25 protein-coding genes, 1 tRNA gene and 1 pseudogene are annotated in these 26,588 nt (G+C 50.3%); 16 read left to right on the top strand and 11 right to left on the bottom strand.

All coding sequences use genetic code 11. From position 1 onward, the window contains the following. Positions 1-48: 48 nt before the first annotated feature. Together MTC_RS09890 and MTC_RS09885 are read right to left on the bottom strand one after the other, a co-directional pair. Complete coding sequence (locus tag MTC_RS09890; RefSeq protein WP_014406557.1) at positions 49-651, bottom strand: HEPN domain-containing protein; 603 nt, start codon at positions 649-651, stop codon at positions 49-51. Then, positions 635-1,714, bottom strand: coding sequence for a ParA family protein (locus tag MTC_RS09885; protein ID WP_014406556.1), 1,080 nt, complete (start codon positions 1,712-1,714; stop codon positions 635-637). Before MTC_RS09885 ends, MTC_RS09890 begins: the two co-directional genes overlap by 17 nt. A gap of 214 nt (positions 1,715-1,928) precedes the next feature. Here MTC_RS09885 and MTC_RS09880 point away from each other — a divergent pair, with 214 nt between their 5' ends. Beyond that, positions 1,929-4,421, top strand: a complete 2,493-nt coding sequence (locus MTC_RS09880) for a site-specific DNA-methyltransferase (RefSeq protein ID WP_014406555.1) — start codon at positions 1,929-1,931, stop codon at positions 4,419-4,421. Next, positions 4,421-7,189 (top strand): annotated as a pseudogene (locus tag MTC_RS13840) (BPTD_3080 family restriction endonuclease); the annotation flags it as partial. The gene MTC_RS09880 and the pseudogene MTC_RS13840, both read left to right, overlap by 1 nt. A 36-nt stretch (positions 7,190-7,225) precedes the next feature. On the opposite strand, the gene MTC_RS09865 reads toward MTC_RS13840, so the two are convergent. The 3 genes from MTC_RS09865 to MTC_RS09855 all read right to left on the bottom strand — a co-directional run bounded on the left by MTC_RS09865 (position 7,226) and on the right by MTC_RS09855 (position 8,897). Beyond that, positions 7,226-7,297 (bottom strand) — tRNA-Gly (locus tag MTC_RS09865). Between the two features lie 44 nt (positions 7,298-7,341). Then, entirely contained in the window at positions 7,342-8,169 is an 828-nt protein-coding gene (locus MTC_RS09860) for a hypothetical protein (RefSeq protein WP_014406552.1), read from the bottom strand. Positions 8,170-8,234: 65 nt separating this feature from the next. Further along, positions 8,235-8,897, bottom strand: a complete 663-nt coding sequence (locus MTC_RS09855) for a PHP domain-containing protein (RefSeq protein ID WP_014406551.1) — start codon at positions 8,895-8,897, stop codon at positions 8,235-8,237. A gap of 162 nt (positions 8,898-9,059) precedes the next feature. On the opposite strand from MTC_RS09855, the gene MTC_RS13380 reads away from it, so the two are divergent. Beyond that, a complete protein-coding gene (locus tag MTC_RS13380; RefSeq protein ID WP_158308517.1) occupies positions 9,060-9,197 on the top strand; it encodes a hypothetical protein in 138 nt (45 codons plus the stop codon). Between the two features lie 497 nt (positions 9,198-9,694). Here MTC_RS13380 and mch read toward each other — a convergent pair whose 3' ends face one another. Beyond that, positions 9,695-10,639: a methenyltetrahydromethanopterin cyclohydrolase gene (gene mch, locus MTC_RS09850; RefSeq protein ID WP_014406549.1), complete on the bottom strand. Its 945-nt coding sequence runs from the start codon at positions 10,637-10,639 to the stop codon at positions 9,695-9,697. Positions 10,640-10,777: 138 nt separating this feature from the next. Here mch and MTC_RS09845 point away from each other — a divergent pair, with 138 nt between their 5' ends. Next, positions 10,778-11,416, top strand: coding sequence for a DedA family protein (locus MTC_RS09845; protein WP_014406548.1), 639 nt, complete (start codon positions 10,778-10,780; stop codon positions 11,414-11,416). On the opposite strand, the gene MTC_RS09840 is transcribed toward MTC_RS09845, so the two are convergent. Beyond that, positions 11,417-12,175 carry an SAM-dependent methyltransferase gene (locus MTC_RS09840; RefSeq protein WP_048189643.1) on the bottom strand — a complete coding sequence of 253 codons (759 nt, stop codon included), beginning with the start codon at positions 12,173-12,175 and terminating at the stop codon, positions 11,417-11,419. Positions 12,176-12,283: 108 nt separating this feature from the next. On the opposite strand from MTC_RS09840, the gene MTC_RS09835 reads away from it, so the two are divergent. From MTC_RS09835 to MTC_RS09800, 8 genes are all read left to right on the top strand, one after another. Beyond that, entirely contained in the window at positions 12,284-13,279 is a 996-nt protein-coding gene (locus MTC_RS09835) for a phosphate signaling complex PhoU family protein (protein ID WP_014406546.1), read from the top strand. A gap of 388 nt (positions 13,280-13,667) precedes the next feature. Next, a complete protein-coding gene (locus MTC_RS09830) occupies positions 13,668-14,522 on the top strand; it encodes a phosphate ABC transporter substrate-binding protein (RefSeq protein ID WP_014406545.1) in 855 nt (284 codons plus the stop codon). Between the two features lie 49 nt (positions 14,523-14,571). Further along, positions 14,572-15,429, top strand: coding sequence for a phosphate ABC transporter permease subunit PstC (gene pstC, locus MTC_RS09825; protein ID WP_014406544.1), 858 nt, complete (start codon positions 14,572-14,574; stop codon positions 15,427-15,429). Further along, on the top strand, positions 15,430-16,320 hold the full coding sequence (pstA, locus tag MTC_RS09820; protein ID WP_014406543.1) for a phosphate ABC transporter permease PstA: 891 nt from the start codon (positions 15,430-15,432) through the stop codon (positions 16,318-16,320). Then, on the top strand, positions 16,310-17,071 hold the full coding sequence (gene pstB / locus MTC_RS09815) for a phosphate ABC transporter ATP-binding protein PstB (protein WP_014406542.1): 762 nt from the start codon (positions 16,310-16,312) through the stop codon (positions 17,069-17,071). Before pstA ends, pstB begins: the two co-directional genes overlap by 11 nt. Before the next feature lie 24 nt (positions 17,072-17,095). Beyond that, on the top strand, positions 17,096-17,731 hold the full coding sequence (gene phoU / locus MTC_RS09810; RefSeq protein WP_237705892.1) for a phosphate signaling complex protein PhoU: 636 nt from the start codon (positions 17,096-17,098) through the stop codon (positions 17,729-17,731). 8 nt (positions 17,732-17,739) lie between these two features. Next, entirely contained in the window at positions 17,740-18,432 is a 693-nt protein-coding gene (locus MTC_RS09805) for a metallophosphoesterase family protein (protein ID WP_014406540.1), read from the top strand. 86 nt (positions 18,433-18,518) lie between these two features. Beyond that, entirely contained in the window at positions 18,519-19,184 is a 666-nt protein-coding gene (locus MTC_RS09800; RefSeq protein ID WP_014406539.1) for a metallophosphoesterase family protein, read from the top strand. Positions 19,185-19,657: 473 nt separating this feature from the next. Here the strand turns inward: MTC_RS09800 and hepT are convergent, their stop codons facing one another. Next, positions 19,658-20,077: a type VII toxin-antitoxin system HepT family RNase toxin gene (gene hepT, locus MTC_RS09795; protein WP_014406538.1), complete on the bottom strand. Its 420-nt coding sequence runs from the start codon at positions 20,075-20,077 to the stop codon at positions 19,658-19,660. A gap of 6 nt (positions 20,078-20,083) precedes the next feature. Then, positions 20,084-20,500 carry a type VII toxin-antitoxin system MntA family adenylyltransferase antitoxin gene (mntA, locus tag MTC_RS09790; protein WP_014406537.1) on the bottom strand — a complete coding sequence of 139 codons (417 nt, stop codon included), beginning with the start codon at positions 20,498-20,500 and terminating at the stop codon, positions 20,084-20,086. Positions 20,501-20,640: 140 nt separating this feature from the next. Between mntA and MTC_RS09785 the strand changes: the two genes are divergently transcribed. Both MTC_RS09785 and MTC_RS09780 read left to right on the top strand, forming a co-directional pair. Continuing rightward, on the top strand, positions 20,641-22,131 hold the full coding sequence (locus MTC_RS09785; protein WP_014406536.1) for a hypothetical protein: 1,491 nt from the start codon (positions 20,641-20,643) through the stop codon (positions 22,129-22,131). Between the two features lies 1 nt (position 22,132). Beyond that, positions 22,133-23,110 carry an aminopeptidase gene (locus tag MTC_RS09780; RefSeq protein WP_014406535.1) on the top strand — a complete coding sequence of 326 codons (978 nt, stop codon included), beginning with the start codon at positions 22,133-22,135 and terminating at the stop codon, positions 23,108-23,110. Here the strand turns inward: MTC_RS09780 and MTC_RS09775 are convergent. Beyond that, positions 23,107-23,997 (bottom strand): class I SAM-dependent methyltransferase, encoded by an 891-nt coding sequence (locus tag MTC_RS09775; protein ID WP_014406534.1) that lies wholly within the window; start codon positions 23,995-23,997, stop codon positions 23,107-23,109. The two genes, MTC_RS09780 and MTC_RS09775, sit on opposite strands and share 4 nt — an antisense overlap. Before the next feature lie 153 nt (positions 23,998-24,150). Between MTC_RS09775 and MTC_RS09770 the strand changes: the two genes are divergently transcribed. Continuing rightward, on the top strand, positions 24,151-24,729 hold the full coding sequence (locus MTC_RS09770; protein WP_081476822.1) for a thioredoxin fold domain-containing protein: 579 nt from the start codon (positions 24,151-24,153) through the stop codon (positions 24,727-24,729). Between the two features lie 38 nt (positions 24,730-24,767). Here the strand turns inward: MTC_RS09770 and MTC_RS09765 are convergent, their stop codons facing one another. Continuing rightward, positions 24,768-26,090 (bottom strand): AIR synthase-related protein, encoded by a 1,323-nt coding sequence (locus MTC_RS09765; RefSeq protein ID WP_014406532.1) that lies wholly within the window; start codon positions 26,088-26,090, stop codon positions 24,768-24,770. Between the two features lie 135 nt (positions 26,091-26,225). On the opposite strand from MTC_RS09765, the gene MTC_RS09760 reads away from it, so the two are divergent. Continuing rightward, positions 26,226-26,585, top strand: coding sequence for a response regulator (locus tag MTC_RS09760; protein ID WP_014406531.1), 360 nt, complete (start codon positions 26,226-26,228; stop codon positions 26,583-26,585). Positions 26,586-26,588: the final 3 nt, after the last annotated feature.

The following is a 26,588-nucleotide window of genomic DNA, read 5'->3' as shown; positions in this document are numbered from 1 at the left end:
CACAAATATATAAAAATTATACCATAAAATAATAGACGCTAGGAGTTTTTATTTTATTACATTATGAATAGCATTAACAATTTGTTCTATAAAATTTATTGATTCATCAACATATTTTTCATCAATCGGCCAAAGTGTGTTTGGATGTGAATGGTCTATATCAGCCTCGTGAGCAATCTTATTTCTACGTATTACAATTTCTTTTAGCTTATCTTTGGTATCTTGTGGATTTTTGTTAATCAATACACTTACTTCTTCCCATAATTTAACATCTGAAATAAGTCTTATAGCATCAGCTATTTTATCTGGTTGCTCGAATGCCAACCAACCATGTTTTTTTCTAATTTCATTATCTAACCAGGTTATTGTAGAAGGGTCTTGGTGGCTCTGTATGATATTTTCTAATGAACAATCAAATTTTTTAAAAGCATCTGTTTGATTACGGTTATTTTTATATGCTTCGATCATACCTATCCTGGTTATTTCATGAATATATTGATCAAGCGCACTTACTCCTAATACCAATTCAGCTCTTAAAATATCGGATAAATCAAGGATAGAAGTTGTTTGATTTCTTATTCTTTTATATAATGATCCAAGACTTCTTACTCTTGTTATATTTTCTTGAAATTGATTAAGTGCACTTTGCATGTGTAGTCATCCATTCAACTTTATCTGATAAATTTGAAAATGTCTTTTTAAATTCATCAATTTTTTTAAGCATTTTTTCTAATGGGGGACCTGTTGTACCAATCTGTTCTGAAGTTAAAGCAAATATTGGTGTTCGTACCTTTTGAGAATTAGTAATAAGAGTATTGAATTCTGGAATAATGCTAATAACATACTTGCGCTCTGGTTTTTGAATTTTATATAATTTTTTTTGTACTTGTTTTTCATACATACTATCAGGTAAAATCATATTTCGCTCTTTTAACACAGGAATAAGCTTATTCTCAATTGTGTCATTTATTTCATCTATCCACTCGTTGAAGCCTTTTGTTGGTCTACCACTTAATACTCTATACCTTTGTATTATAACCCCAAGAAATTTGGGAATAGTAGTAGGAAATGGATAATCTGCATCTTTAAATAATTTATATTGTTGGGCCTGTATTGCCCATTCATGCCACCTTGGAAGTATAGCTGCTAAAGAATTTAATGCCATTACAGAAAAGTAATCCGGTGTGGTTGGAACAATAAAATAATCGCTTGTCATTAATAAGTTTTGATTAATAGAGTTTAAATTTGGGCTCATATCTATTAACATATAATCTGCATTATACTTTTTTGCTGTTTCATTAAAAAGGAAAGACATTGATCCAGGCAAATTTTTTAAAGTAGGTATTGATCCAGAAAATTGTTGAGCCATTCCTAATGTAACTTCATATTCAGATATACCGATATGACCTGGAAGTAGAAATAAATTAGGTTGATTATTTACTGAAATACAATCTACAGCTTTTATAGGATATGGTTTAGAATCAAAAGCAGGGGATAATGCAACTTTTAAATTATCTTTACCACTTTCATAAAATGTTTCAAACTCATTTTCACTTTTATATCCTAAAACCAATCCAGTTAAATTACACTGAGGATCAGTGTCAACAATAATTACTTTTTTACCTTTAGATGCCAACATCCATCCCAGATTAAACGTAGTCGTAGTTTTACTAACACCACCTTTATGATTAAAAAGCGCTATTTTTATTACCATATCTATAACCAAGTTATATAATTAACACTGATAATATAAACTTTTGCATAATATTTGAATGTAGAGAAAAGGAATTGGATTAATTTATGGTTATATAGTAATTATTATAAATTTGTACATGATACATATATAAAATAATATATCCATTCTTCTTCTAGCTAAGATGGAAACCCTTATCATCTTTTATTTTAAATGCTCAATACATTACTGGTAGATGGTCTATATGGTGGGTGCATCTGGTTCTTCCGATAAAAGGGACATCGAGCAGTATCAGCATAAGGGCAAGGAGCGTTGCTATAACCCTCCTGTTGGCCTCGTGACGCCGGAAACGGACAAGGACGAGGAAAAGAAGCTGTACGAGTACGATCCGCATCTTGACCCGCAGCTCTGGTGGGCGGGGAAGATGGCGCACATGAAGTTCGAGGTGCCCACCGTATCTTTACACGTCCACGAGCGCATCGATCCTTTAACGATTATAAAGGCCGTTAAGAGGAAAAATGGCGATACTCGCCAGGTCTCATTGTTTGAGTATAACGAGGAGAACCCGCCGCTTCGTGAGGCTATCGAGTTTTATAGGCATAGGCATAACTGGTCGAACCGGCTCATAGCGGGCGACTCGCTACTTGTGATGAACTCGCTGCTGGAAAAAGAGGGCATGGCCGGGAAAGTGCAGATGATATACATAGACCCGCCGTATGGCATCAAATACGGGTCAAATTTCCAGCCGTTCGTAAATAAGCGGGATGTGAAAGATGGCAAAGATGAAGATTTGACACAAGAACCTGAGATGGTTAAAGCATTCAGGGATACGTGGGAATTAGGGATTCATTCTTATTTAACTTATTTAAGAGACAGATTGCTTTTAGCTAAAGAATTACTACATGAAAGTGGAAGCATTTTTGTTCAAATATCTGATGAAAATGTGCATCATGTAAGAGAATTATTAGATGAAATATTTGGGTCTAAAAATTTTGTTGGAATAATAGTGTTTTCAAAAACAACAGGATTTTCTGGTAAAACTCTTTCATCAATAGCAGATTTTCTTGTATGGTATTCGAAAGATATTAACAAAATAAAATATCATCAATTATATCGTGAAAAACAAGCTGGTGATGAGGGAGCGACAAAATATCGGCCAGTATCTTCCTATAAATCAATCCCTGAGGGACTATTTGATAAAAATCGATTAGTAACATTAGCCGATTTAACCTCTCAGGGATCATTATCCAGTTCTAATCAAGAATTTATTTTTAATGGAAAATCTTGGTACCCACCTACAGGATTGCATTGGAAAACAACAATAGAAGGATTAAATCGATTAGCTTCAGCGGGTAGAATTATAATAGAAGGTAATTCTCTTAGATATTTGCGCTTTTTAGATGATTTTCCAGTATATCCGATATCAAATATTTGGATCGATGTAGGCGGTATACAAAATCGTATTGAAGGCAAAATTTACGTAGTTCAAACTTCAACTTTAGCAATTCAAAGGTGTATCCTAATGACCACCGACCCGGGCGACCTTGTCTTCGATCCGACCTGCGGCTCTGGCACAACTGCATACGTGGCGGAACAATGGGGGCGCAGATGGATCACCTGTGATACTTCCAGAGTAGCTATAACTTTAGCCAAGCAGCGCTTAATGACAGCCCTCTTCGACTACTACGAGCTCGCCTACCCGGAGCAGGGCGTCGGCAGCGGCTTCAGATACAAGACAGTACCACACATCACGCTAAAGTCAATAGCAAACGACGAGCCGCCAACACAGGAAATCCTCTACGACCAGCCATACATAGACAGGTCAAAAGTAAGGGTAACAGGGCCATTCACGGTAGAGGCGGTACCGGCGCCCACGGTAAAGCCGCTCACAGAGATAGAAGACACACAACAGGCGGATGAATCGGTAACACGCTCAGGCGAGACATTGAGGCAGGCCGAGTGGCGTGACGAGCTATTCAAGACGGGCATAAGAGGCAAGGGAGGACAAAAGATAGAGTTCTCAAGGGTAGAGCCGCTACCGGGCGCAAAATGGCTGCATGCGGACGCCGAGACAAAAGAAAACAGCCCGCAAAGAGTCGTAATATCATTCGGGCCAGAACACATGCCACTAGAGCAAAAACAGGTAGAGCTCGCAATCGAAGAGGCACAAAAGCTCATACCAAAGCCAAAAATCGTCGTATTCGCAGCGTTCCACTTCGACCCGGAGGCCGCCAAGGACATCGACGAGACCAGGTGGCCGGGGGTAACGCTACTAAAAGTACAGATGAACACAGACCTCCTCACCGAAGACCTCAAGAAAAAGCGGGCCAGCAACGAGAGCTTCATGCTGATAGGCCAGCCCGACGTCGAGCTGGAAAGCCTTGGCAACGGAAAATACAAAGTCTCCGTACACGGCTTTGACTATTATAACACGAAGACGGGCGTCATAGAATCTGGAGGCAAGGAAAAGATAGCAATGTGGATGCTCGACACGGACTACGACGGAAGAAGCCTCTATCCCCGCCAGGTATTCTTCCCCATGGCAGGGGAAAAGGAAGGATGGGCAAAGCTGGCAAAGAATCTCAAAGCAGAGATCGATGAAGAGCTAATTGAGGCGTACAGAGGCACCGAGTCGCTGCCGTTCACGCCAGGGCCTAACAAGCGCATAGCCGTAAAAATAGTAGACGACAGGGGGATCGAAAGCCTAAAGATAATGAGCGTGGAATGATGGGGAAATTCGTCATCGACAGGCTCATCATAAACTCGCCATATGAGGAGCCGAAGCAATACTGGAAATATAACGAAGGCACAAAGCTGTTCGAGCTTACGCCCGGCCGCAGGCCTGCGGGCTACGTCACGGCATCGGGTTCACGGTGTAGCCGTTCCTTCGAGGACCCGGGCGAATTCCACGAGATAAGCCTCGTAAACCGGATACGAGAGCGCGTAAAAAAATGGCGGGAAACAGGATATCCAGGAGTAACGGGGATAACCAAAAGGCTACTCGAACATTGGAAAGATACAGAACAGCGGGAGCACCACAGGTTCTTCTTCTGCCAGCTTGAGGCTATAGAGACCCTGATATGGCTCAACGAGGCGCCAGACTCAGAAAAGGTTGGCATTGAGATACCGTCAGACGGCGGAGACTTCCAGCGGCTATGCTGCAAGATGGCCACGGGTACGGGTAAAACAATCGTCATGGCCATGCTCATCGCATGGCAGGTGCTCAACAAGGCCACATACCCCCAGGATACCCGCTTCTCAAAAAATGTATTAGTCGTAGCCCCGGGACTGACCGTAAAAAGCAGGCTCTCCGTGCTTATTCCATCAAGTGAAGGCAACTATTACGACGAGTTCAGCATAGTGCCCCCGGGCTTGAACGAAAGGCTCAGGCAGGGAAAGGTCATCATTAAAAACTGGCAGGCTCTTAACTGGGAAGATGAAGAGCGCCTCGCAAAGAAAAAGACCGTAGACAAGCGTGGGCCATTAAGCGACGAGGCATACGTGAGAGAAGTTCTAGGCGACATGGCAGGCGCAAGCAACATCATAGTCATAAACGACGAGGCACACCATGCGTGGCGCGTGCCTCCCAAGTCCAGTATCAAGGGCGTGAAAAAGGAGGAGATAGAAGAAGCCACCAGATGGGTTGGCGGCCTCGATAGAATCCATAAGGCACGCGGCATCTTGAGATGCTATGACTTCTCGGCGACGCCCTTCGCGCCTACGGGCAAGAGAAGCACAGGAGAAACGCTATTCTCCTGGATAGTGAGCGATTTCGGGCTGAACGACGCCATCGAGTCAGGGCTTGTAAAGACTCCCCGGGTTGTCATAAGAGATGACGCTATACCCGATGCTAAGACATACAAGACAAAGCTATACCACATCTACGAGCACGTCAAAGAAGATTTAAATAGGAGGGCCGAGGAGCACGAGCCACTGCCAGACCTGGTATTGAACGCCTACGCCCTGCTCGGATACGACTGGCTTGAGACCGCAAAGGCCTGGAGGCAGGACATCTTGAGGACGCCTCCTGTCATGATAACCGTCGCCAACCGGACCGAGACGGCCGCCCGCATCAAGTACGCCTTCGACCACAAGAAAATCCCGATGATTCCAGACGAGCTATGCAACCCCGACTACATCCTGCACATCGACTCAAGGGTGCTCGAGATGGCGGAATCAGGCGAGTTCGCCAATAGCGGCGAAACGGAAGAGACGGGCGAGACCCACAGGATGACCAGGAAAGAGCAGGCCGAAGACTTGAGGAGAAAAGTTGACACCATCGGCCAGATAGGAAAGCCTGGCGAAAAAATACAAAACGTCATCTCAGTCGGCATGCTCTCCGAAGGCTGGGATGCCAGGACTGTCACCCACATAATGGGCCTCAGGGCCTTCACCAGCCAGCTATTATGCGAGCAGGTGATCGGAAGGGGGCTGAGACGGACATCCTACGAGGTAAACCCGCAGACCGGTCTCTTTGACCCTGAGTATGTCAACATTTTCGGCGTACCCTTCACGTTCTTGCCTCATGAGTCACACGAAAGCTCCCGTCCCAGGCCTGAGCCCCCAAAAACCATGATAAAGCCAGACCCTGCAAAGCAGCAATATGAAATAAGCTGGCCAAACATAATACGGATAGACTACGCCTACAAGCCATTACTCTCATTAGACATGGATAAAATAAAGCCTTTAGTCATAGACGCCAACGAGACCAAGACCATCGCCGACCTCGCCCCGGTAGTCGATGGAAAGCCCGATATCACACAGATATCCTCTATTTACCTCGAAAGCCTCGCCCGGAACTATCGGACGCAGAAGATCATATTCGAGACGGCAAGCAACGTGTTCGATGAGATAAAGCCATCCTGGAAGGGCAACAAAGAATGCCTCCTCTCCCAGCTCATATCAATAATCGAGAAATTCATTAAGTCCGATAAGATAAAGATCGCCCCATTCTTCTTCGAGGAGGACGAAAAAAGGCGCAGGATCTTGATAACCCTTAACATGAGCAAGGTCGTGCGCCACCTCATCGGGGCCATTCGCGACTCGAGCATGGAATCCATTGTCCCGGTATTCGATATAGAGAAGCCCATACGCTCGACGGGGGACATGACGCCATGGTATACTGGCAAGCCCACTGAGTACACGAAAAAATCCCACATAAACAGGGTAGTCTTAGATAGCGCGTGGGAGGCCAGCGAGGCGTTCAAGCTCGACCACAACGACAGCGTGGAAGCCTGGGCCAAGAACGACCACCTCGGCTTCGAGATACCATATATCTATAATGGCATCGTCCACAAGTACCGCCCTGATTTCTTAATAGTGCTGAAAAATGGCAGACGGCTAATCCTCGAGGTAAAAGGGCAGGAGACCGAGAAGGATAAGGCGAAGAGGCAGGCATTGCAGGAATGGGTGAAAGCAGTAAACGCCCATGGCGGTTTTGGCGTATGGGACTGCGCAACATCCAAAAATCCCGCAGACGTTGAAGTAATAATCAAAAACTTGTGTGGCTCCACGCCCCTTTATCCCAAAAAGTGCGGCTACCGGGAATTGAACCCGGACTTCGAGCTTGGGAAGCTCACGTCATAGCCACTAGACCATAGCCGCCCTTCTAACAGATAAGGCTAAATGTATATGAATTTTTTGTCTCATCACTCAAGAAACTTTATGGCGTCATCACAAAACCTGAGGGCATCCTTCCTCATTGGAAGCTCCCCGGACCTCTGAAACACGATAAGGCGAGAATTCCTTAGCACTCGGAACTCGTCAAGCTCGCCCACGATGCGCCTTGACTTGCGGACCATTTTAGCAAGGCTCATCGGCGCCTGCATCATTGAAGTGCCCCAGGCAGACTCCATAAACCTGCGCTCACAAAGCAGAGCCAGGGGAGGATACTTTTGCCTCATACGGCTTTCGATAAGAGGCTTCGGCTTTTCGGCAGACAGCCAGCCCCGAGCCTTCCTGAGGAAGACGAGCATGCTCCTCTTAGAGGCTATGCTCCCATACTTCACGCTCTCGATTTTCGGAATGCGAAGTATGCGGTACAGGGCAGACCTGCCTATGCTATCATGAGCGGTTATACGCCTCACGCCATCGGGGCTAACTATGAGGACCTTATCGACGAGCCCGGGATGCTCAAAGGACGCCTTAAGCACGTATGGCGCCTCCACGGGGCCTGAGATGATGGACGCCCGCTTCCCTATTACCTCCTTTATAAAGCTTTCAATTAGCCCTCGATAGTAAGCCGGGCCGTGCCCGGGGCTGTGCCGCCTGTCGTCCAGCTCTAGCACGTCTATGGCGTACACCTGAAAAGCCCCGGCAATGCAATCATATATGTAGCGCCATTCATAGCTCCCTGTCCTGGAAAGCCCCATGGTCATGAGAACCGGCCTGCCCTCCCCGTTCAAGTGATACGTGAACTCGTCTCCCATATACTTAAAAGCCCCTATGTATCCGCCGAGGGCGTCCTCTTTTAGCATCGAGCCTTACCTTACTGTATGAGTGTATAAAAGTTGATAGTGGATTTTAGCGGATTAGCCAGGCCTTATCTTGTCTTAGCCAATGGCCTGATGACGCGCCTTTCCATCAAAAGCGCCGTCGTAAGAACGTGGAAAAAGGGAAGCGAGCGCCGGCCATACGCCACAGTATGGCCTTTCCGGATAGCCTCCGCCACGTCCTCGCCTTCAGGGACAAGCGTCCCTGCGTTCGCTATCTCCGCCCCAAAGTGGGCGTCACTGCCTCCAACCTTGCAGACGTGAAACTGGTCGGCGTAGGCGCTGGCCATCCTGTTGGACCGCTTAAACACGCACCTGGCATTTATGGCCTCCAGTGCATCCATCTTTTTAGAGTCCTTATCAGTGAGCCAGAAGGCGGAACTCCTCACGCTATCGAATGGATGGGGGATGACCACGACGCCGCCCTGTCTGCGTATGGCCTCTATGACTTCCATATGGTCGGCCTGGCGTATCTCCTCGTTTAGGAATAGCCCTATCACGTCTCCCCTGTCCGTCTTTATCTCGGCGCCGCAGATTATTTCGATGCCCTCAGGCTTTAGTTTTTGGGCTTCGAGGCCGCCCCTGATGGTCCCGTGGTCCGTTATGGCGATGCCGTCGAGGCCGCGCTTCCTGGCGATGCGGATGGCATCGGCGGGCTTGATGGCTCCATCCCTGGAATAAATGGTATGCATGTGTAGGTCGTATTTTAGCATGTTTTAGCCGCCAGTGGAGATACGATAGCGGAAGGCGGCTAAATATTTTTTCCTCGCCGTACTGGAATAGTAGGTGCGGGGTCTAAGCCACTCTAAGCCGGATCGCAACTCATACATGGGCTCATGCTACGCATATCCCGGCGTATTGGCGTAAAATTGAGAATGAAAAATGAAGGCCCCGCCATGAACAAGACGGCGTTTGTGACGATGAACCTCTCACGAATGGTATATACCCCTTGCGAGTCATACTGGGCGGACGACATAATCAACCCGTTGATGAACCGTTTGGCGCAGGTGTAAAGTATGAAAAGCGTGTTTTTTAAGAATAAATGATGGTCGGGCAGATGGTTTTTTAAGAATAAATGATGGTCGGGCAGATGGTTTTTCTTTTTCTATAGGCTAAAGGGGGGCTTCGCTTTGCTTCGCCCCCCTCGCGGACCCCCCGAGCTTGTTTGCCCCTTCGGGGCAAATGAACAATAAGCCCGACCATGGATTAGCGACGAAAAAGGCTGGTCAGTCATAAGACTTATAAGTGGGTTTGTATCGCTAACCCGATGGTTCCTCTCATATTAGCTTGTCCGAAGGACAATCATGCTCAGGGGGTCCGCGAGGGGGGCGAAGCAAAGCGAAGCCCCCCTTCAGCCTCAGAAAAAGAAGATGCGCAAACAAACCATCCACTATCACATAAAACCCCTACTAAATATAAAACTTATAGATGACTATTCAATACAGCAAAAATAATTGTGTACTTTGTTTTTACCTTGAGTTCTTTGTGGTGAAAACTATATACTAGTTAATCAGCTCTTGAGGCCATAAGACCCCAGCAGCATGGCCGGGTCAAGCTTGCCATAGGCCTCAAGCGAGCCGTCCTGAAGGCCATTCACCATGATCCGGGCGGGGGCAAACAGAGTAGGGTCGACCTTTGAATAGTCACCCTGCGACTCCTTAAGTAACGCTAAAAATCCTCTTCCATAGGATTTTGAAGTCTGTGAAGTGGCATCCCTGAACCTATCGTCACGGGCCTTTACGTAAAGGTATGCGAGGCCATAATACGATATGCCATCAAACGACGCTCCTATGAACTGCATGTCATCCTTTTTCAGCGGAGCAATGGGGCAGGCGCCTGAAGCAGAGGAGACGTTCTTTACGTCATATCCAAGCTGCAGGAGCCTGTTCATGGCCCACTCCACGGCACGCGTGCCATTCACCACCGAGCCTACGATGGAGTTAGGCCTGGCAACCAGGGCCACCATACACTCGGGGTCAGTCGAGCATTGCTTCGCGATGTAGTCCATTTCCTTCACGCCCGGCATGGCCTGGGCCTCGATGTTTATTACGGCGACCTCGGAGTCATCCGAATAGTCAATGGCAGTATAGATGGCCTTTGGCTTCTGGGAGAGCGCCCTCGCGGGGCCATAGGCCGTGCCCGAGAACCCCTCGGTCTTCAGCTTCCAGCCGGGCTTCTGTGAGCCGAGGCAAGCGATTGCGGGCTGGTCCATGTACACCTGGGCAAAATTGATATAATAGCTATCGATGATCCCGGGCACGACCGAGACCTTTCCAAGGCCACCCAGGCTAATCTCTGCAAAAAGGATTCCCGCCCCTATGCTGCCGGGCATGCTCACGCCGCAATCGATGACGGTCGCCTTGTTCTCAAGATAATAGGACTTAATGCCATACTCTTCTTCCCTGTCAAGCAACGTATCCACATACTTCGTGACGTTCTCGTTGACCGATATCATCCCGGGCTCACCAACAAAAACAACATTTTTGTAAACAATTGCTTAAGCCGCATACATCATAAAACTATTGGCACCAATACGGTGGAAAAGCTATAAATCATATGTAGCCCTTAATGGATAGCTAACGTGGTGGAGCCATTGGTATTATTCGAATTAGTGAGCACGTATATTACGGATTTTATAAGCGCCATAGGGTATGTAGGCATTTTCATATTGATGACGCTTGAGAGCGCATGCATGCCCGTTCCGAGCGAGATCGTGATGCCCTTCAGCGGCTTCGCCGTCCAGCGCGGCGAGCTGAACTTCTTCCTGGTGGGATTGGCGGGCAGCATGGGGTGCCTTGCAGGCTCGGTGCTCTCCTACGTGGTGGGCTATTATGGCGGAAGGCCTTTGCTCGAAAAATACGGGAAATACGTGCTCATAAATGAGCACGAGATAAGGATGGCGGACAGGTGGTTCAATCGCTACGGGGATAAGGTTGTGTTCATAGCCAGGCTTCTTCCGATAGTCCGCACCTTCATATCTCTGCCCGCCGGCGTCGCGAGGATGGACTTTAAGAAATTCTCCGTGTACTCGTTCGTCGGCTCGGTCCCATGGTGCTTTGCGCTGGCATATGCTGGAGTTGTGCTCGGCGAGAGCTGGACGATGCTGGAAGGCTACTGGATATACTTCGATATAGCCACAATGCTGGGAGTGGCCGGGGTACTGGCGTATTTCGGCTATAAGGTTTTCGTGAAAAATGGCGTTTTAGATGCCATTCTCAGGGCCAGGAATTGATCATTTTTCGGCCTTGCCAAAGCCGAACTCAGGCTTCACGTCGGTCACCCTTATCTTTACTCTGCCGCCTTTCTTCGCTCCTTTGACGAATATTATGAAGCCGTCCACGCGTGCGATGCCGTCGCCACCCTTGCCAATGCCCTCAATGGTGACGTCCAGGACATCGCCTTTTCTGATTTTCGTGGTTAAAAAGCCCTTGCCTATGACGTATATCTCGGCGCTCTGCGCCCTAGATGCGGGCGACTTATAGGTATATACGCGGGAAAACCTCTTTTCCGCCTCTTCCACGAAGCCCTGGTAAAGGTCGCCCTGGAAGACCTTTACCAGAAAGTTGCCGCCCGGGACGAGCAGCCTGGAGGCCACATCCAGCGCAGTCTTTGCGAGGTCAATGGACCTGGCATGGTCCAGCGCCCAGTTTCCTGTAAGGTTTGGCGCAGCATCGCAGATAACGACATTAACCTTCTCGACTTTTTCGAATATCTTCTGCTGCGTCTCCGGGGAAGTCATATCGCCTTTAATCGTGATGACGCCTTCTATGGGCTCGATCTTTTGCAGGTCCACCCCGATGACTGTGCCTCCCGAAAGCTCTTTGGCAACCTGTAGCCATCCGCCAGGCGCAGCCCCGAGGTCCACTACCACGTCTCCTGCCTTAATTATGCCAAACTTCTCGTTTATGAACTTGAGCTTAAAGGCGGCGCGGGAGCGGTATCCCATCTGCTTGGCCTTATTATAGAAAACGTCTCTCTTTTTCCGTGGCATGATCCTGAAACCAACAACGCTTATCATGTATTACTACCTTTCGCACAACACTGGAAACTATATAGCTTATATAGTATCCATGCCACACATATATTCAAGGTCGAAAACATGGAAACCCGCAAAGTCCAGATAACGGGGGGCACAACGCTCATCGTATCTCTGCCCAAGTCATGGGTAAATAAGGTAAACCTCAGCCCCGGCGATGAGGTGGCGCTGAAGCCCCAGCCAGACGGCTCATTATCGATATGCACGAAGAACCAGCGTAACGTCCACCACTCAAGGACTATCTTCATAGATGGGAAGGATGGGGATAACCTGGTAAGGGAGGTCATTGCCGCCTATATAGCTGGCTATACCTCCATCGAGCTCAAGGCCAGCAAAATCCTTTCAAAGCAGCGCGATACGGTAAGGAAGACCGTGAACATGCTCATCGGGCCGGAAATCATCGAGGAGACCCTCGACAAGATAGTATTGCAGGACATCCTTAACCCGGCCGAGCTCTCGGTGAAAAAAAGCATACGCCGGATGCACATGATGACGAGGGCCATGCAGGAGAACGCCATAAGGGCCTTAAAGGAAAAGGACTTTGACCTGGCCAAAGACGTTATAGAGAGGGACAACGAGGTCGATAAGCTGTTCCTGCTGGTCTCTAAGCAGTTCCGGATGGTGATGCGTGACATATCCATAGCCGATAAGTTCGATATGAGCATGGAGGAGCACCTCGACATGCGGCTTGCCTCCTATCCGCTGGAAAGGATTGGCGACCATGCTTCCAAGATGTGCAGCCAGGTTATCATGATTGGCGATAAAAAGCTGCCCGAGAGCATTGTTAATGCCATCGAGGAAGTTAATGCGTTATCGATGAGGGCTGTCGAGGATGCCGTTGAGGCCCTTTTTAAGAAGAATATAGATATGGCGAATACGACTTTCATTCATCGCAATGACTTAACTAAAAGATTGCTGAAGATCGAGGAGGAGGTCATCGGCCTCAACTCGGAGGTCTCATTGCCGCTTGGCATCATCCTTGATAGCATAGACAGGACGTGCGACTATGGCTGTAACATTGCCGAGATTGCCATAAACTCGGCAGTCTCCGAGCCATAGCGGCTTTTTTCTATATAGTAATATATATTTTATATCAAAAACATATATACGAGCTCGATGGTTTTTTGCTATTGGTGAAAGAATTGAAAACGAGCATATTTAATAGAGATGTCCATGGCAGGGATATGCAAAAGAGCATCTGTAGGGACTGTATCTTCTGGTACCAATGCCGCAGGGGGAATGTCGACTGCGGCGTCAGGCTAAGACAAAATGCCTTTAAAATGGCAATATAGAGAATATCTCAACTTTTTATAGATCTATCATGATTAAACAGTAAAAATCGCTTTATGTCTCCTTAGTTTTATATATTCTATATAGGCATACATACCATACATAGGATATATTTAACGCCATTAAATAATACAACACAACATTGGTGAATAATCACATGTTTAGTAAGAAGGTAGTAATTATTTTGCTGACAACAGCGCTCATTGGAGCAGGCGCCATCTTTGTCGGATGCTCGTCTCCGGCTCCGACGCCCACGCCCGCTGCAGCTTCCGCTCCGCTTACCGGAACGCTCTCAGTAATTGGCTCGACGTCGGTTGGGCCTTATGCGGAAGAGCTGGCGGCAGCATTCGATGCTAAGAACGACGATAAAACCAGCGTAGGAGTATCCCAGGTTGGCTCCGGGCCGGGCATCAAGGCGGTCATCGACGGCACGGCAGACATCGGCATGTCCTCAAGAGAGCTGACGGATGAGGAGAAGGCAAAGGGCCTCGTAACGTACAAAATCTGCTACGACGGCATCGCTGTCATCGTTAACAAGGCAAACCCGGTTAATAGCCTAACTATGGACCAGATAAGGGACATTTTCGCGGGCAACGTGACAAGCTGGAAGCAGTTCGGGGGCGATGACGCGGGCATTATCGTCGTGACGCGGGAGGCAGGCTCGGGCACGAGGTCGGCGTTCGACGAGCTCGTCATGAAGAAGGCGAATATAACGGCTAAGGCGATACAGCAGAGCTCCACGGGCGCGGTCACGGCCTACGTTGCAGGCAACAAGAACGCCATTGGGTATATCTCATATGGCTCTTTAGATGTGAGCCAGGTTAGGCCGGTGGCGGTGAACGGGGTCGAGCCCTCCGTGGCCACAATCAAGGACGGGTCATACATCATACAGAGGCCATTCCTGCTCGTGACCAGGGGAGAGGCAACAGGCCTGTCAAAAGCCTTTATAGAATTCGTCCTGAGCCCCGAGGGCCAGGCCATGCTTGCAAAGCACAACCTGGTGACCGTATAAAAAAGGCAAAGGCGGGGATGCCTTCCCCGCCTAACTAAAAGGTGAAAACATGCACGTAAAAGAAAAAATAGTCCAGTCCAGCTTATTCATATGTGCATTATCATCGATTGCTATAATACTGCTTATTATCTTTTTCATAATCAATGAAGGCCTCCCCGCCATAAGCCGAAGGGGCATACTGGATTTCATTTTGGGCGGCGAGTGGAACGCCACCTATAGCGTGTATGGCATATTGCCAATGATAGTGGGGACATTAGCGGTTACGCTCCTATCGCTATTGATAAGCGTGCCGCTGGGGGTTGGCTGCGCCATCCTGCTGGCAGAAATAGCTCCCCCATGGGCGAGGGATATAATCAAGCCGGCCATAGGGACGCTGGCAGGCATCCCATCCGTCATATACGGGTTCTTCGGGCTCGTCGTCATCGTGCCCTGGATAGTTGCACAGTTCGGCGGTACCGGGGTTAGCGTCCTGGCCTGCGGCATCGTTCTGGCCATCATGGTCCTGCCTACGATAATTAGCGTTTCCGAGGACGCGCTGCGCTCGGTGCCCCGTGAATACCGGGAAGGCGCCATCGCGATAGGCGCAACCCCATGGCAGACAGTCACGGGAATCGTCGTACCCGCCGCCAGCTCGGGCATCGTCGCCTCTATCATACTTGCCATGGGGCGTGCCATTGGAGAGACTATGGCGGTGCTCATGGTTGGGGGTAGCGTGGTGGCTATACCCGACTCCATTTTTAGCCCCGTGGCACCCATGACTGCGGTCATCGCCCTTGAGTTTAGCTATGCTTCGGGCGAGCACCTTTCTGCGCTCTACGCCATAGGCATCGTGCTCTTGCTAATCATAATGCTGCTCAATTCCGTCATTCATGTGATGAACAGCAGAAGAGGGATGGAGAGGGCTTAAATGGCGTTTAAGGATATTTTTCACTCTCAAGATAGATGGCCTCGTAAGAGGTATACAGCAAATAGCCTTGGCATAGCCCTTTTATGGGCCTGCGGCGGCGTAACCCTGATCGTTTTGCTGGCCATCATCGGCTATGTGCTGTGGAACGGCCTTAGCGTTGTGAGCCTCTCCTTTTTAATCGAAACCCCGTCCAATATGGGCAGGTCAGGAGGCATATACCCGATGATACTTGGCACCCTGTACATTACAGCTATCGCTATTGTGGTTAGCACGCCATTGAGCGTGGGTGCCGCCATTTACATGGCCGAGTATGCGGGAGAAAATAGGCTAACAAGCCTCGTGCGATTTGGCGCAGACAGCCTGGCAGGCATACCGTCCATCATGTTCGGCATGTTCGGCTACCTCTTTTTTGTGCTTTACATGGGCATGGGCTTCTCGCTGCTGGCCGGCGGACTGACGCTCGCCCTTATGGGGCTGCCAATCATATTGCGAGTCTCCGAGGAGGCCATTAAGGCGGTCCCCGAATCATACCGCCTCGGCAGCCTGGCCCTCGGGGCTAGCAAGTGGCAGACCATATACAAGGTGGTTTTGCCAACAGCGTTCCCGGGAATAGTCACGGGCGTCATGCTGGGCATGGGCAGGGCGATAGGCGAGACGGCGGCGGTCATGTTCACCGCGGGCACAGTTGCCAAGGTGCCATGGAGCCTTTTCTCCTCTGCACGCACCATGACGCTGCACATATACCTGCTCACGATGGAGAACATATCCATTAAGAATGCCTATGGCACGGCTGCGGTTCTCGTTATAATGATACTGGCGATCACGCTCGCGAGTAACCTGCTCACCCGAAGATACATGGCGAAGCTAGGAGGTAAAATGTATGGCCGATGATGTCATATTTGACATAAGCGATTTGAGCCTCTACTATGGAAAAAGCCGCGCGCTGGCGAATATTAATATGAAGATTTCAGCCCGCAGCATCACGGCCATCATCGGGCCGTCCGGATGCGGCAAGTCTACGTTTTTAAAATGCCTGGACAGGATGAACGACCTGGTCCCGGGCGTGAAGGTCACGGGAAAGGTCTTGTTTAAGGGCAAGAATATTTACGACAGGGATGTTGACGTGGTCGAGCTAAGGAAGAGGGTTGGCATGGTCTTCCAGAAGCCGAACCCTTTTCCTATGTCCGTATATGATAACGTCGCATATGGCCCGAGGGTTCACGGCATAAAGGATAAGGCGAGGCTGGACGAGATAGTGGAGAAGAGCCTGAGGCAGGCCGCCCTGTGGGATGAGCTAAAGGATAGGCTGCGCGATTCTGCTATGAGCCTGTCGGGCGGCCAGCAGCAAAGGCTTTGTATTGCGAGGTGCCTGGCGGTGGAGCCTGAAGTGCTCTTGATGGACGAGCCCTGCTCTGCGCTGGACCCCATAGCTACCTCAAAGATAGAGGACCTGATGCAGCGGCTCAAGGAGAGGTATACGATAGTCATCGTTACGCATAACATGCAGCAGGCCGCCCGTGTCTCTGAGAAGACTGCGTTCTTCCTCATGGGGGAGCTTATAGAGTATGGCGAGACGAGGAGGCTCTTCGAGGCTCCGCAGGACAGGAGGACTGAGGATTATATCACCGGAAGGTTTGGGTGAGGGAATATGACAAGGGAGCATTATGTGAGGCAGATTAAGGAGCTTGAGGATGGCCTGGTCTTGATGGGCGACGAGTGCATGAGGCTGCTCTCGCTGTCTCTCAAGTCGCTCGTCAATAAGGATAAGGAGCTGGCGGAGGCTGTGCTTGAAGGCAGCAAGAAAGTGGATGAGAATGGCACGAGGCTGGAAGAAAAGTGTATTGAGCTTTTGGCCCTGCAGCAGCCAATGGCCTCAGACCTTCGGTTTTTAGTCACGACATTGCGTATCCTGACGGACTTCGAGCGCCTCTCCCGCTATGCCTGGGATATCGGCAAGATAACGCTGCGTATCGATACCGAGCCTATGCTATCCCAGATAGATGATATTTTAGAATTGTATAAGCTGGTTAATGGCATGGTCAAGGATAGCCTTAAGTCATTCGTCACCGGGGACGTGGAGCTGGCTAAGGGCATGGGGGCGAGGGACGACGTGGTAGACTCTAAGTATGATGCGATAAGGCGTGCCCTCATCGACCAGATGGTGCGCCACCCTTCGTCCATCGACATGGCCTCTCACCTCTCCTTCGTGGCCATGTACCTTGAAAGGACGGCGGACCATGCCTGCATCATAGCGTCGTGGACCATCTACCGCGTCACAGGCGAACGTGTCAAGATCAAGTAGGCCTCCAAATGGCTCGAATACTTTTCATATCGGATATACATGGAAACCATGATGCCTTGCATGCCATACTGGAAGAGGCCAGGTATGATGAAGTCATCTGCCTTGGAGACCTGGTCGACTATGGCCCTGAGCCGGCAGAGTGCATCGACACCGTTAGAAGCATCGGAGCCGCTACAGTCAGGGGTAACCATGACAATGCGGTCGCCTACAAGGTAGACTGTGGATGCAGCTATGAGTACAATCATTTATCCGAGTCCACCCGTGAGTATACGTGGGCTTCTATTGGCGAGGAGGAGGTGGCTTATTTAAAAGGGCTTCCTGTGTTCGTCGAAAAAGAGGTGGACGGCATAAAGATTGCGATGGCACACGGGAGCCCGAAGTCCTTTTTTGATTACGTATACCCTGAGGCTCTCGATGAGCGGATCGATGACCTGGCAGGCGGCTTGCGCTGTGAGTTTTTGGCCCTAGGGCACACCCATAGGCCGTATATATGGAAACAAAAAATAACGGTCCTTAACCCGGGCAGCGTCGGACAGCCGAGAGATGGCGATATTAGGGCATCGTGTATTGTACTCGACACTAAGAGCATGGAGGCCAGCCTCATTCGCATAAAGTACGACCTGGAAGCCGTTTGTACGAAGGTCAGGGACAAAATGCCCTACTCGAGAGAGCTTATCGCTATCCTGAAACGTGGCTATTAATTTTTAGAAGCCCCGATTCCTGTATTTTTAAGGGTAAACGTATAAAGTATTTATGATAATAAAACTGAGTTGATTGAAAGGTCAAAATGAGGATAGGGCTGATATCAGACGTCCACGCCAATGCCATCGCTCTGGAAGCGGTCTTAGAAAGCATGGGAAAGGTTGACGCAATCGTATGCGCCGGCGACATAGTAGGATACAACCCGTACCCCAACGAGACTATCGAGCTTTTAAGGAAATATAATGTGCGCTGCGTGATGGGCGACGTGGATAAGGCGGTCGTCACCGGGGATACAGAGTGGTTTAATGGCGTTACCGTGGATACCATAAAGTGGACCATCAGGCACCTCAAAAAGGATGGCTTCGATTTTATCAGGGGCCTCCCCGACCACCTTGACTGTGATGGCATGGTCATATACCATGGCAGCCCTGGCAGCATGAAGGACCTCGTCTTTGAGTACGAGCCCGAGAAGATGTGTAGCATCTTTGAGTCTGTCGAGCACAGGATTTTCGCCTTTGGCCACACCCACATACCTTTAATCAAGGAATGCGGCGATAAGACGATCCTGAACCCGGGCAGCGTGGGGCAGCCTAGGGATGGCAATAACCAGGCCAGCTACGCCATCTGGGATACCGAGAAGAAGACTTTTGAGATAAAACGCGTACCCTATGACTACAAGCAGGTTCAGGCAAAAATCCTGAGCGAAGGCCTGCCCGAGCTGATGGCAGAGCGGCTCACCTACGGTAAATAAATGCTTTGAGTTAGCTGACGTACTCCCACGACTAAAGCTCGTGGGGTTTTCTCCCGCCCCTTTCGTAAAATCGCGCAAACCCCCATTACTGTGAAGGCTTTTAGGATAACGGGGCCATGGGGCGGAGAATCCCCGCCATTTCAATGTTGGGATGAATCCGCCCCTTGAATCCAAACTACAAGTATAAAAACCAAAAACTATTTAATAGTATACTATACAACATAAAATTAAAGTTCCACCGTATGGGAGCAGCAGCAAAAGCGGAACCGTGTTCCGCCTTTAATCAAACAGGCTTCCATGGGCTAAGCCCGATGCCGAGATGACTGGCTGAAAGTGCGGATGAAATCCCCGGAGAATGGATGGAGCGCACAAGGTGGATGCTTCCGATTTCAATCGGGAGAGAAGGTCACCCTTATTCGAGCTCGTTATCCAGGCAGCCTGGAAAATAAAGCCAATGCCTCGATTCGCGCTTCCTATCCTTCAAGGTATCTGGCGATATGCCTCGCATACTCATCGAAGTCGGGAAGATTATCCTGCAGGTATTCGTATAGCTTATCGATATCTACTTCATCATACATGTGGACCAGTATATTCCTGAAGCCGGCGGCTCTGGCAAACCTTTCTGCAAAATCCGGCGGGATGACATTATGCCTCCCCAATGTAAGGATAACGCTTCTATAGTCCTCCGGCTTTTCAAAATTTTTTGCCGAGATTATGATTTCGCCGACGTCAAGGGCAGCCTCTATGGCAAGCTGAAAATTCCTCTCTATCGCAGACTTCAGCTCATAGTCATCTTCCAGCCTTTTCCTGGATATTGACTTGTATTTTCTTAAAAAATCAACGTACTTCTTCATGCTTCTAATCTTTAGTGCTATCTTCTCCTTTTCGTCCATGCCTGCCTATATCCCCTTCTCAGCCACCTTTCTCAAGAAACCAGCCGCCCATCGCTTCTCATAGTAGCGCCTATCGAGGTATCTTGATAAAATCCTGTGCTCAAGGTCGATTCGTTTTGACTCATTTCTGATAAGTAATGGATGGTTTGCCTTTATTATTTCATACTGGAGCGAGATGGGGGCGTCATTCATGACAACAAGGTCCACCTTATCAGTGTTAAGGACGCCGGCTAGCTCAGATATTAATTTTAGCTGGAGGTCAAGCCTTTCCTTCCTGCTCAGGGATTCGTCGAGGAACACGGCTATATCTATGTCGCTCAGCCCTCCCGCCTTTCCTTTAGCCGTTGAGCCGAAGAGGTATGCGAGCTTAACGCGTTCTTGCTTATTGAAAAACTCCGAAAGCTTTTTGTCTATATCAGTCATCCGCAAACTCTCATATTTATTTCATATTCAAACAATAAAAGGATTTTTATCAGAAATCCAGAAAGACGAAAGGCTTATAGCGGTCAAGGTATAACTAAACAAAGTCGCTTACAGCGCATCTTAAAAAGGCTGGTCGTTTTATGAGAGACATCGAGCCCATAAGGGCGGAGCTTGAAAAGTTCACGCAGGAGATGGAGAAGGAGCAATACGATAACCTATCGGGCCAGAAGGAAGAGCTGAATACGTCCGCTATATACGAAAGGTATGATCGCATTTTTTCGGACGAGACGCTGGTCGAAGAGGTCAAAAACAGGAGGGCGTACCTGCGCGGGCCGGACAGGATGAGGATGAACTACCTGTATGCCTTTTTGTTGATGGGCTATATAGGGAGGAAGACGTCTGAAGTTTCTGATAAGATCAGCACGATGGAGACCAGGACTGAGGTAGAGGTCGAGGGCAGGAAGATGCCGTTCAGGTATGCGGCGGTCGCGCTGGCGAACGAGCCGGACCACGATAAGAGAGAGGCCATCGAGAAGGCCAGGGAGCCCGTGATTAATGAGGCCAACCCGCTCAGGCTCGAGGCCTTGAACAAGGAGCACGAGCTTGCCGAAGCTCTGGGCTACGATAATTATGTTGAGATGTGCTGCGACGCGAGCGGAATAGACTTGCACGGGCTGCGCAAGCAGATGCAGAACGTGCTGAGCCGCACGGAGCGGCTTTATTCTCGATATTTTAGGCTTGTCTGCAGCAACATCTTGAAGCTTGACGTGTCCGAGGTGCGCAAGCATGACATTGGCTACCTTTTCAGGGCGAGGGACCTGGACAGGCTTTTCACCCAGGAGAACATGATGAAAGCCCTGGAGGCGACCCTGGATGGCATAGGACTGTCTCTTAGGGATAATTCTAATATAGTGCTGGATGCCGAGCCTCGCGAGAAGAAGAGCCCCCGTGCCTTCTGCAGCCCTATAAAGGTGCCTGGCCAGGTAGTGCTGTGCATCATGCCCAAAGGCGGGATGGACGACTATAGGGCGCTGTTCCATGAGATGGGGCATTCCCAGCACTTTAGCAACGTGAGCGCCGAGATGCCATTCGAGTTCAAGTACCTCGGCGATAATTCCGTGACGGAGGCCTACGCCTTTTTATTCGAGCATTTAATCTCTGACAAGGCCTGGCTGACCTCTATCATGGGCATGGGGGAGGATGACGTCACGAATGTCTCACAGTTCCTCAGCTTCGAAACCCTTTATATGGTCAGGCGCTATGCTGCAAAGCTTATTTACGAGCTAGAGCTGCATGCCGGGGCAAGGAATCCCGAGAGGCTGTACGCCTCTATACTCGAGGACGCGCTCAAGTTTAAGCATCCCGAGTACCATTATCTCTATGACCTTGATGCTGGCTTTTATGCGGCCAACTATTTAAGGGCCTGGATGTTCGAGGTACAGCTAAGGGCGGCGCTCGATGACGAGTTTGGAAGCGCGTGGTGGAAGGAGAAGGAGTGCGGCAAATTTTTAAAAGAGATGTGGAGCAGCGGCCAGAAGTATACGGCAGACCAGCATGCCAGGGGCCTTGGCTACTATGGCATCGACGAGTACCCTCTGGTCAAGGAGCTTGAGAGGAAGCTGAGGTATTGATATGGACGAGACCGCTTACAAGCTGCGTGGCTCCCTGAAGGAGATAATGGATATTCGTGCCGGCCAGAAGGCCCTTATAGTTCATGACGAGCATGCGAAAGGAGTATGTAAGCTGACGAAGAAGGCGCTCGAGCTTGAGGGGGTTAAGGTCTATACGTATAAGCTGCCTGAGGAGAAGCGGCCGTTGAAGGATACCCCCGCGGACTTGAGGGAGCTCATGGAGAGGCTTAAGCCGGACCTGTTTTTTAACCAGCTTCAGGGCATTGCCGAGGAGACGCCGTTTCGCATAGCATTGCATCACGAGGAGTCGAGGTTCGGGGCTAAAGTTGGGCACTCCCCGGGCGTCGAGATGCGCATGTTCGAGCACCCGATGACCGCGGACTTTAAGGAGATGAAGAAGAAGGCCGAGGCATTGAAGAGGAAGCTTATCGGGGTGAAGTCGGTAAGGCTGACGACGAGGGCTGGCACGGATGTCTCTTTTAGCATCGAGGGCCGCGATTTTGCGGACGACATCACGATCGGGCCTGGCCATATGGGTAACTTGCCGGCCGGCGAGATGTGGTGCGCCCCTGTGGAGGAAAGCATGAACGGCACCATCGTGGTGGATGGAAGCATCGGTGACCTGGGACAGGTCAGGGAGCCGCTTGTTATACGGGTGAAGGATGGCTTCATCGTCGGCCTGGAGTCCAGGGATAAGGCCCTGGTGAAGCGCGTACAGGAATTGATAAGCGTGGACAGGGAGGCCAGCCTGGCGGGAGAATTTGGCATAGGGCTTAACCCCAAGGCGATGCTGACGGGTAACCTGCTTGAGGATGAAAAGGTGGGCGGTACGCTGCACATCGCCTTCGGCGCTAACGAGGACATGCCTGGCGGGCGGAATAAGAGCCGGACGCACCGTGATTTCCTGTTTAAGGCGCCGAGCATCATCGCCGATGGCGGCGAAATTATCATGAAAGACGGGGAGTTTCAGGGCCTTTAGCTTACTTTTTTTGCGATGACCATTATGCTCATGCCAATCCTGTTTATGGGCCACTTATCGTAAGCCCTGTCCTCCACCACTTTAAGCATTGAGAATAAGGCCTTGGTGAATCGTCCCGGGCGGTCTTTGAGCATGACCGTGCTGGGGATGAGGTTCGTCAGGGAGTGCGCCCCATATACCGCTATCACCTCACAGCCCACGCCTTCTAGCTCCCTCCGCAGCTCATGGAGCGTAAAGGCCCTGAGGCGCAACAGCTTAACCTTACTATCGTCATAAGTTAGCGGAAAAATATATGGATAGCCTTCATGGATAGGCCTTTTAACGTGATCAATGACCTCCGAGGCGGTCTCATGATACCCCAGCGGGTCCCCAGCGAGGGCGCTGGCCATGCCCCACAAAATGTCGGGCTTCCACTTGTTGTCTGACTCTAAGAATAGATAGCCGCCAGGCTTCAGCACGCGGCCGGCCTCTTCGAAGAAGCGGGGATAGTCCGGTATGTGGTTTACCGTGCTCCCGGCGCTCGATATGGCATCGAAGGTGGCGTCGGGGAAGGGGAGCTTACAAGCGTCCGATACAAGGCAGATGCCCTCGCCCATTTTTCTGCTTGCAACCCTGACCAGGCCTTCGCTTATATCTATTCCCACAACTTCGTATCCGTTCTCTTTAAAGAGCCTGGTCTGCTGGCCGGTGCCGCATCCTACGTCTAATACGCGGGCGCCAGCAGGCAACAATGGCATGAACCGCTCCTTAAGCAAGCCATGTATCCTGCCAAACAGGTAAGGGAAAAAGAGGCCTTCATATGTATCGTAAATGTCAGAAGCCTCGTCATATGCCGCAGCATGCTCCCTCTTCGAGGCCTCTACGACGAACAAAGGTTTCTCGGCCATAGATGACGGGGCTTTTTAAGCGATAGCCCATAATAAAGCTTATGTTGAATTGTACGGCCAATGGCGCAAACAGGGCGTTACCCCGCATAAAGCCAGCGTTAAACGCGGGCGGGTTTTATCACGGCAAAGCAAGAAACTCAAATGGTGAAGCCTATGATGCAAGAACCTCTCAGGTGGGGTGGAGACGCCCGAAAAGCCATGGAAGAGGCAAAGCGGGCCAAAAAGCTGATGCTGCTGTTCTTCCACTCAAGGCAGTGCAGCGGCTGTCAGGCGACCATCGCGAAGACGCTGCCCGACCCGAACGTATCAAAGCTTATAGATAAAGAGTTCGTTCCGGCCATGCTAGAGACCAGCGAGGACGCCTCCCAGGAATTGATGAAGAAGTATGGAGTCGAGTGGACCCCCACTTTCGTCGTGGCCGATGATAGCGGCAATGAGATATACAAATGGGTGGGATACCTGCCCCAGCCCGATTTCTGCGCCCAGCTGCTTTTCGCAGAGGGCAGGGCTGCGTTCAAGAGCAAGGACTGGGACCGTGCCGATAGGTGCTTCAACGCGGTGGCCGACCGCTTCCCGGACAGCGATGTAGCGCCCGAGGCGCTATACTACTCTGGAGTGGCAAGGTACGAGAAGACCAATGACGCCTCTAACCTGGCCGAAACCAATAGGAGGCTACAGGCACGCTACCCGGATAGTAGCTGGGCAAAAAGGTCCTCGGTTTGGGGTAAATGACCCGTTAAGCAATGAGGAGCTAGAGGTTTACAGCGGGCCTACCGTTGCTTGCCTTTGATGCGGGCGATCATGCGCTCCTTCTTCTGGATGGCGTGCAGGGCGGCCCTGTCAACCTTCTCCTTCATCTCCTCGAACGACATGGGAGTCTCCTCGCCGACCACCTTCTTGACGGGAGTGTATGCTGATTCCCTGAACTTCGGCGTGAAGTCCTTTTCAACGCCATCCTCCACCAGGTATGCGCCTCTTCCCTCTTTAACCTCGCCCACGATGTCAATTTTGACGCCCCTGTCGCGTATCGCCTTCATGATGACGTCGGCGTTTTCCCGCGGGGCGATTATGAGCAGGGCGTCGAGCGATACGCCAAGGTAGTCGATGCTAAGCGTATCGAGCATTTTAAGGACTGACGGCTCGACCAGCCTGCGCAGGCGCTCTTCATAGAAGAGAAGCTTTACGCCCGCCGTCTCGGCTATCTCATAGGCATCGCCCCTGATGCCGCCATTGGTCACGTCGGTCATGGCGTGGATCTTGCCTATGAGGCCGTGCTCGAATAGCGCCTCGCACGCCTCCAAAAACTTGACGTTTAGAGTCTTCTCGACCACTTCGTGCATTCCAAAGTAGAGCGCCGTGGTCGATACGGTGCCTCCGCCTGCGCCCTCGCTGACCATGATGACGTCGCCGGGCCTGGATTGGACGCGGGCTGTAAGCTGGCTGGCCACGCCTACCGCCCCAACGCAGCCCGTCATGCGGTCGCCTATCACCATGTCGCCGCCGATGCGCAGCGTGCTGCCCGTCACGAGCGGCACGCCCATGAGGTCTGAGACTGTCGTGATGCCCGCAGTATAGTCAAATATCTTGGACACGTCTCCATCATCTGCGACGTGAATGTCCGAAAACAGTGCTACCGGCTTTGCGCCCATTACATACAGGTCACGAAGCGATGCCCTCGTGCAATGAAAGCCTGCAAGGAACGGAAAATCTGATAGCCTGGAGTGCATTCCGTCTACCGTGACCACGACGTACTGCCCGCCAGCCTTTACCACTCCAGAGTCGTCCATCTGGCTCGAGTCGCACACCGCGCCCGTCTTTCCGATGACCTCGGCTATCTTGCGGTGGGCGTAGAAGTCACCGCGCCCCCTGGAGCCTACGCCAAAAGCGCCCATCGTGACTCCGCATGGCTGGCTGGCGATGATGTCATCCTTGACGTCTAGCGTCGCCCTGGCCTCGGCTATGACCGCCTCTGCTAGCTTTCTTGCGCTATCCTCCGAGATGTCCTTGACCTCTAGTATGCGGCTGGCCAGCTTTTCCAGTAGGTCTGCGTCGCCTTTCCTGAGGCCTCTCTTCGCGTATCCCTCTATGTCCATCACGTACACCCTGGAATCTAAAAGTCCACCTTGTTAGTCAATATGTATTTTGCTTAAATACGTTTTCGTTACATTATAAAACCAAAACTTCTACGTAAAGCATAAATAAAATAGCCACGTCTCTTTATTGATTATATGGAACGTAAAGTGCTTATCGTCGATGACGACTCTGAAATATGCGAGCTGGTGAGCATCGCCCTGAGGAATCGAGGGATAAAAGTTAGGGCTGCCATGACGGGCAAAGAGGGCATCGACGAGTTCAACAGGTTCGAGCCCGACCTCGTCCTGCTAGACAACAGGCTACCAGACCTCGCTGGAAACGAAGTCGCCAGGATGCTAAAAGAGACCGCTGCCGGGAAAAAGGCGCTAATCATCGCTATGTCGGGGGTAGAAATATCTCAAGAAGAAGCGGATGTAGCGCTCTACGCCGGCCACATTAAAAAGCCTTTCAAGCTATCCGACATGGTCGAATATGTAGAGGAATACCTGAAATAGCTA

The organism is Methanocella conradii HZ254 (assembly GCF_000251105.1).
In the GTDB taxonomy this organism is placed as follows: domain Archaea; phylum Halobacteriota; class Methanocellia; order Methanocellales; family Methanocellaceae; genus Methanocella; species Methanocella conradii.
This window is presented reverse-complemented; position numbering and strand designations above follow the sequence as displayed.

Bases quoted from the DNA above. Each gene is read 5' to 3' on its own strand.
- MTC_RS09830 (WP_014406545.1), top strand. From the start codon at position 13,668: ATGTTTAGTAAGAAGGTAGTAATTATTTTGCTGACAACAGCGCTCATT.
- pstA (WP_014406543.1), top strand. From the start codon at position 15,430: ATGGCGTTTAAGGATATTTTTCACTCTCAAGATAGATGGCCTCGTAAG.
- pstB (WP_014406542.1), top strand. From the start codon at position 16,310: ATGGCCGATGATGTCATATTTGACATAAGCGATTTGAGCCTCTACTAT.
- MTC_RS13380 (WP_158308517.1), top strand. From the start codon at position 9,060: ATGAAAAATGAAGGCCCCGCCATGAACAAGACGGCGTTTGTGACGATG.
- pstC (WP_014406544.1), top strand. From the start codon at position 14,572: ATGCACGTAAAAGAAAAAATAGTCCAGTCCAGCTTATTCATATGTGCA.
- MTC_RS09785 (WP_014406536.1), top strand. From the start codon at position 20,641: ATGAGAGACATCGAGCCCATAAGGGCGGAGCTTGAAAAGTTCACGCAG.
- MTC_RS09760 (WP_014406531.1), top strand. From the start codon at position 26,226: ATGGAACGTAAAGTGCTTATCGTCGATGACGACTCTGAAATATGCGAG.
- MTC_RS09835 (WP_014406546.1), top strand. From the start codon at position 12,284: ATGGAAACCCGCAAAGTCCAGATAACGGGGGGCACAACGCTCATCGTA.
- MTC_RS09860 (WP_014406552.1), bottom strand. From the start codon at position 8,169: ATGCTAAAAGAGGACGCCCTCGGCGGATACATAGGGGCTTTTAAGTAT.
- mch (WP_014406549.1), bottom strand. From the start codon at position 10,639: ATGATATCGGTCAACGAGAACGTCACGAAGTATGTGGATACGTTGCTT.
- MTC_RS09780 (WP_014406535.1), top strand. From the start codon at position 22,133: ATGGACGAGACCGCTTACAAGCTGCGTGGCTCCCTGAAGGAGATAATG.
- MTC_RS09880 (WP_014406555.1), top strand. From the start codon at position 1,929: ATGGTCTATATGGTGGGTGCATCTGGTTCTTCCGATAAAAGGGACATC.
- MTC_RS09765 (WP_014406532.1), bottom strand. From the start codon at position 26,090: ATGGACATAGAGGGATACGCGAAGAGAGGCCTCAGGAAAGGCGACGCA.
- MTC_RS09840 (WP_048189643.1), bottom strand. From the start codon at position 12,175: ATGCCACGGAAAAAGAGAGACGTTTTCTATAATAAGGCCAAGCAGATG.
- MTC_RS09890 (WP_014406557.1), bottom strand. From the start codon at position 651: ATGCAAAGTGCACTTAATCAATTTCAAGAAAATATAACAAGAGTAAGA.
- mntA (WP_014406537.1), bottom strand. From the start codon at position 20,500: ATGACTGATATAGACAAAAAGCTTTCGGAGTTTTTCAATAAGCAAGAA.
- MTC_RS09855 (WP_014406551.1), bottom strand. From the start codon at position 8,897: ATGCTAAAATACGACCTACACATGCATACCATTTATTCCAGGGATGGA.
- hepT (WP_014406538.1), bottom strand. From the start codon at position 20,077: ATGGACGAAAAGGAGAAGATAGCACTAAAGATTAGAAGCATGAAGAAG.
- MTC_RS09805 (WP_014406540.1), top strand. From the start codon at position 17,740: ATGGCTCGAATACTTTTCATATCGGATATACATGGAAACCATGATGCC.
- MTC_RS09775 (WP_014406534.1), bottom strand. From the start codon at position 23,997: ATGGCCGAGAAACCTTTGTTCGTCGTAGAGGCCTCGAAGAGGGAGCAT.
- MTC_RS09770 (WP_081476822.1), top strand. From the start codon at position 24,151: ATGATGCAAGAACCTCTCAGGTGGGGTGGAGACGCCCGAAAAGCCATG.
- MTC_RS09800 (WP_014406539.1), top strand. From the start codon at position 18,519: ATGAGGATAGGGCTGATATCAGACGTCCACGCCAATGCCATCGCTCTG.
- MTC_RS09885 (WP_014406556.1), bottom strand. From the start codon at position 1,714: ATGGTAATAAAAATAGCGCTTTTTAATCATAAAGGTGGTGTTAGTAAA.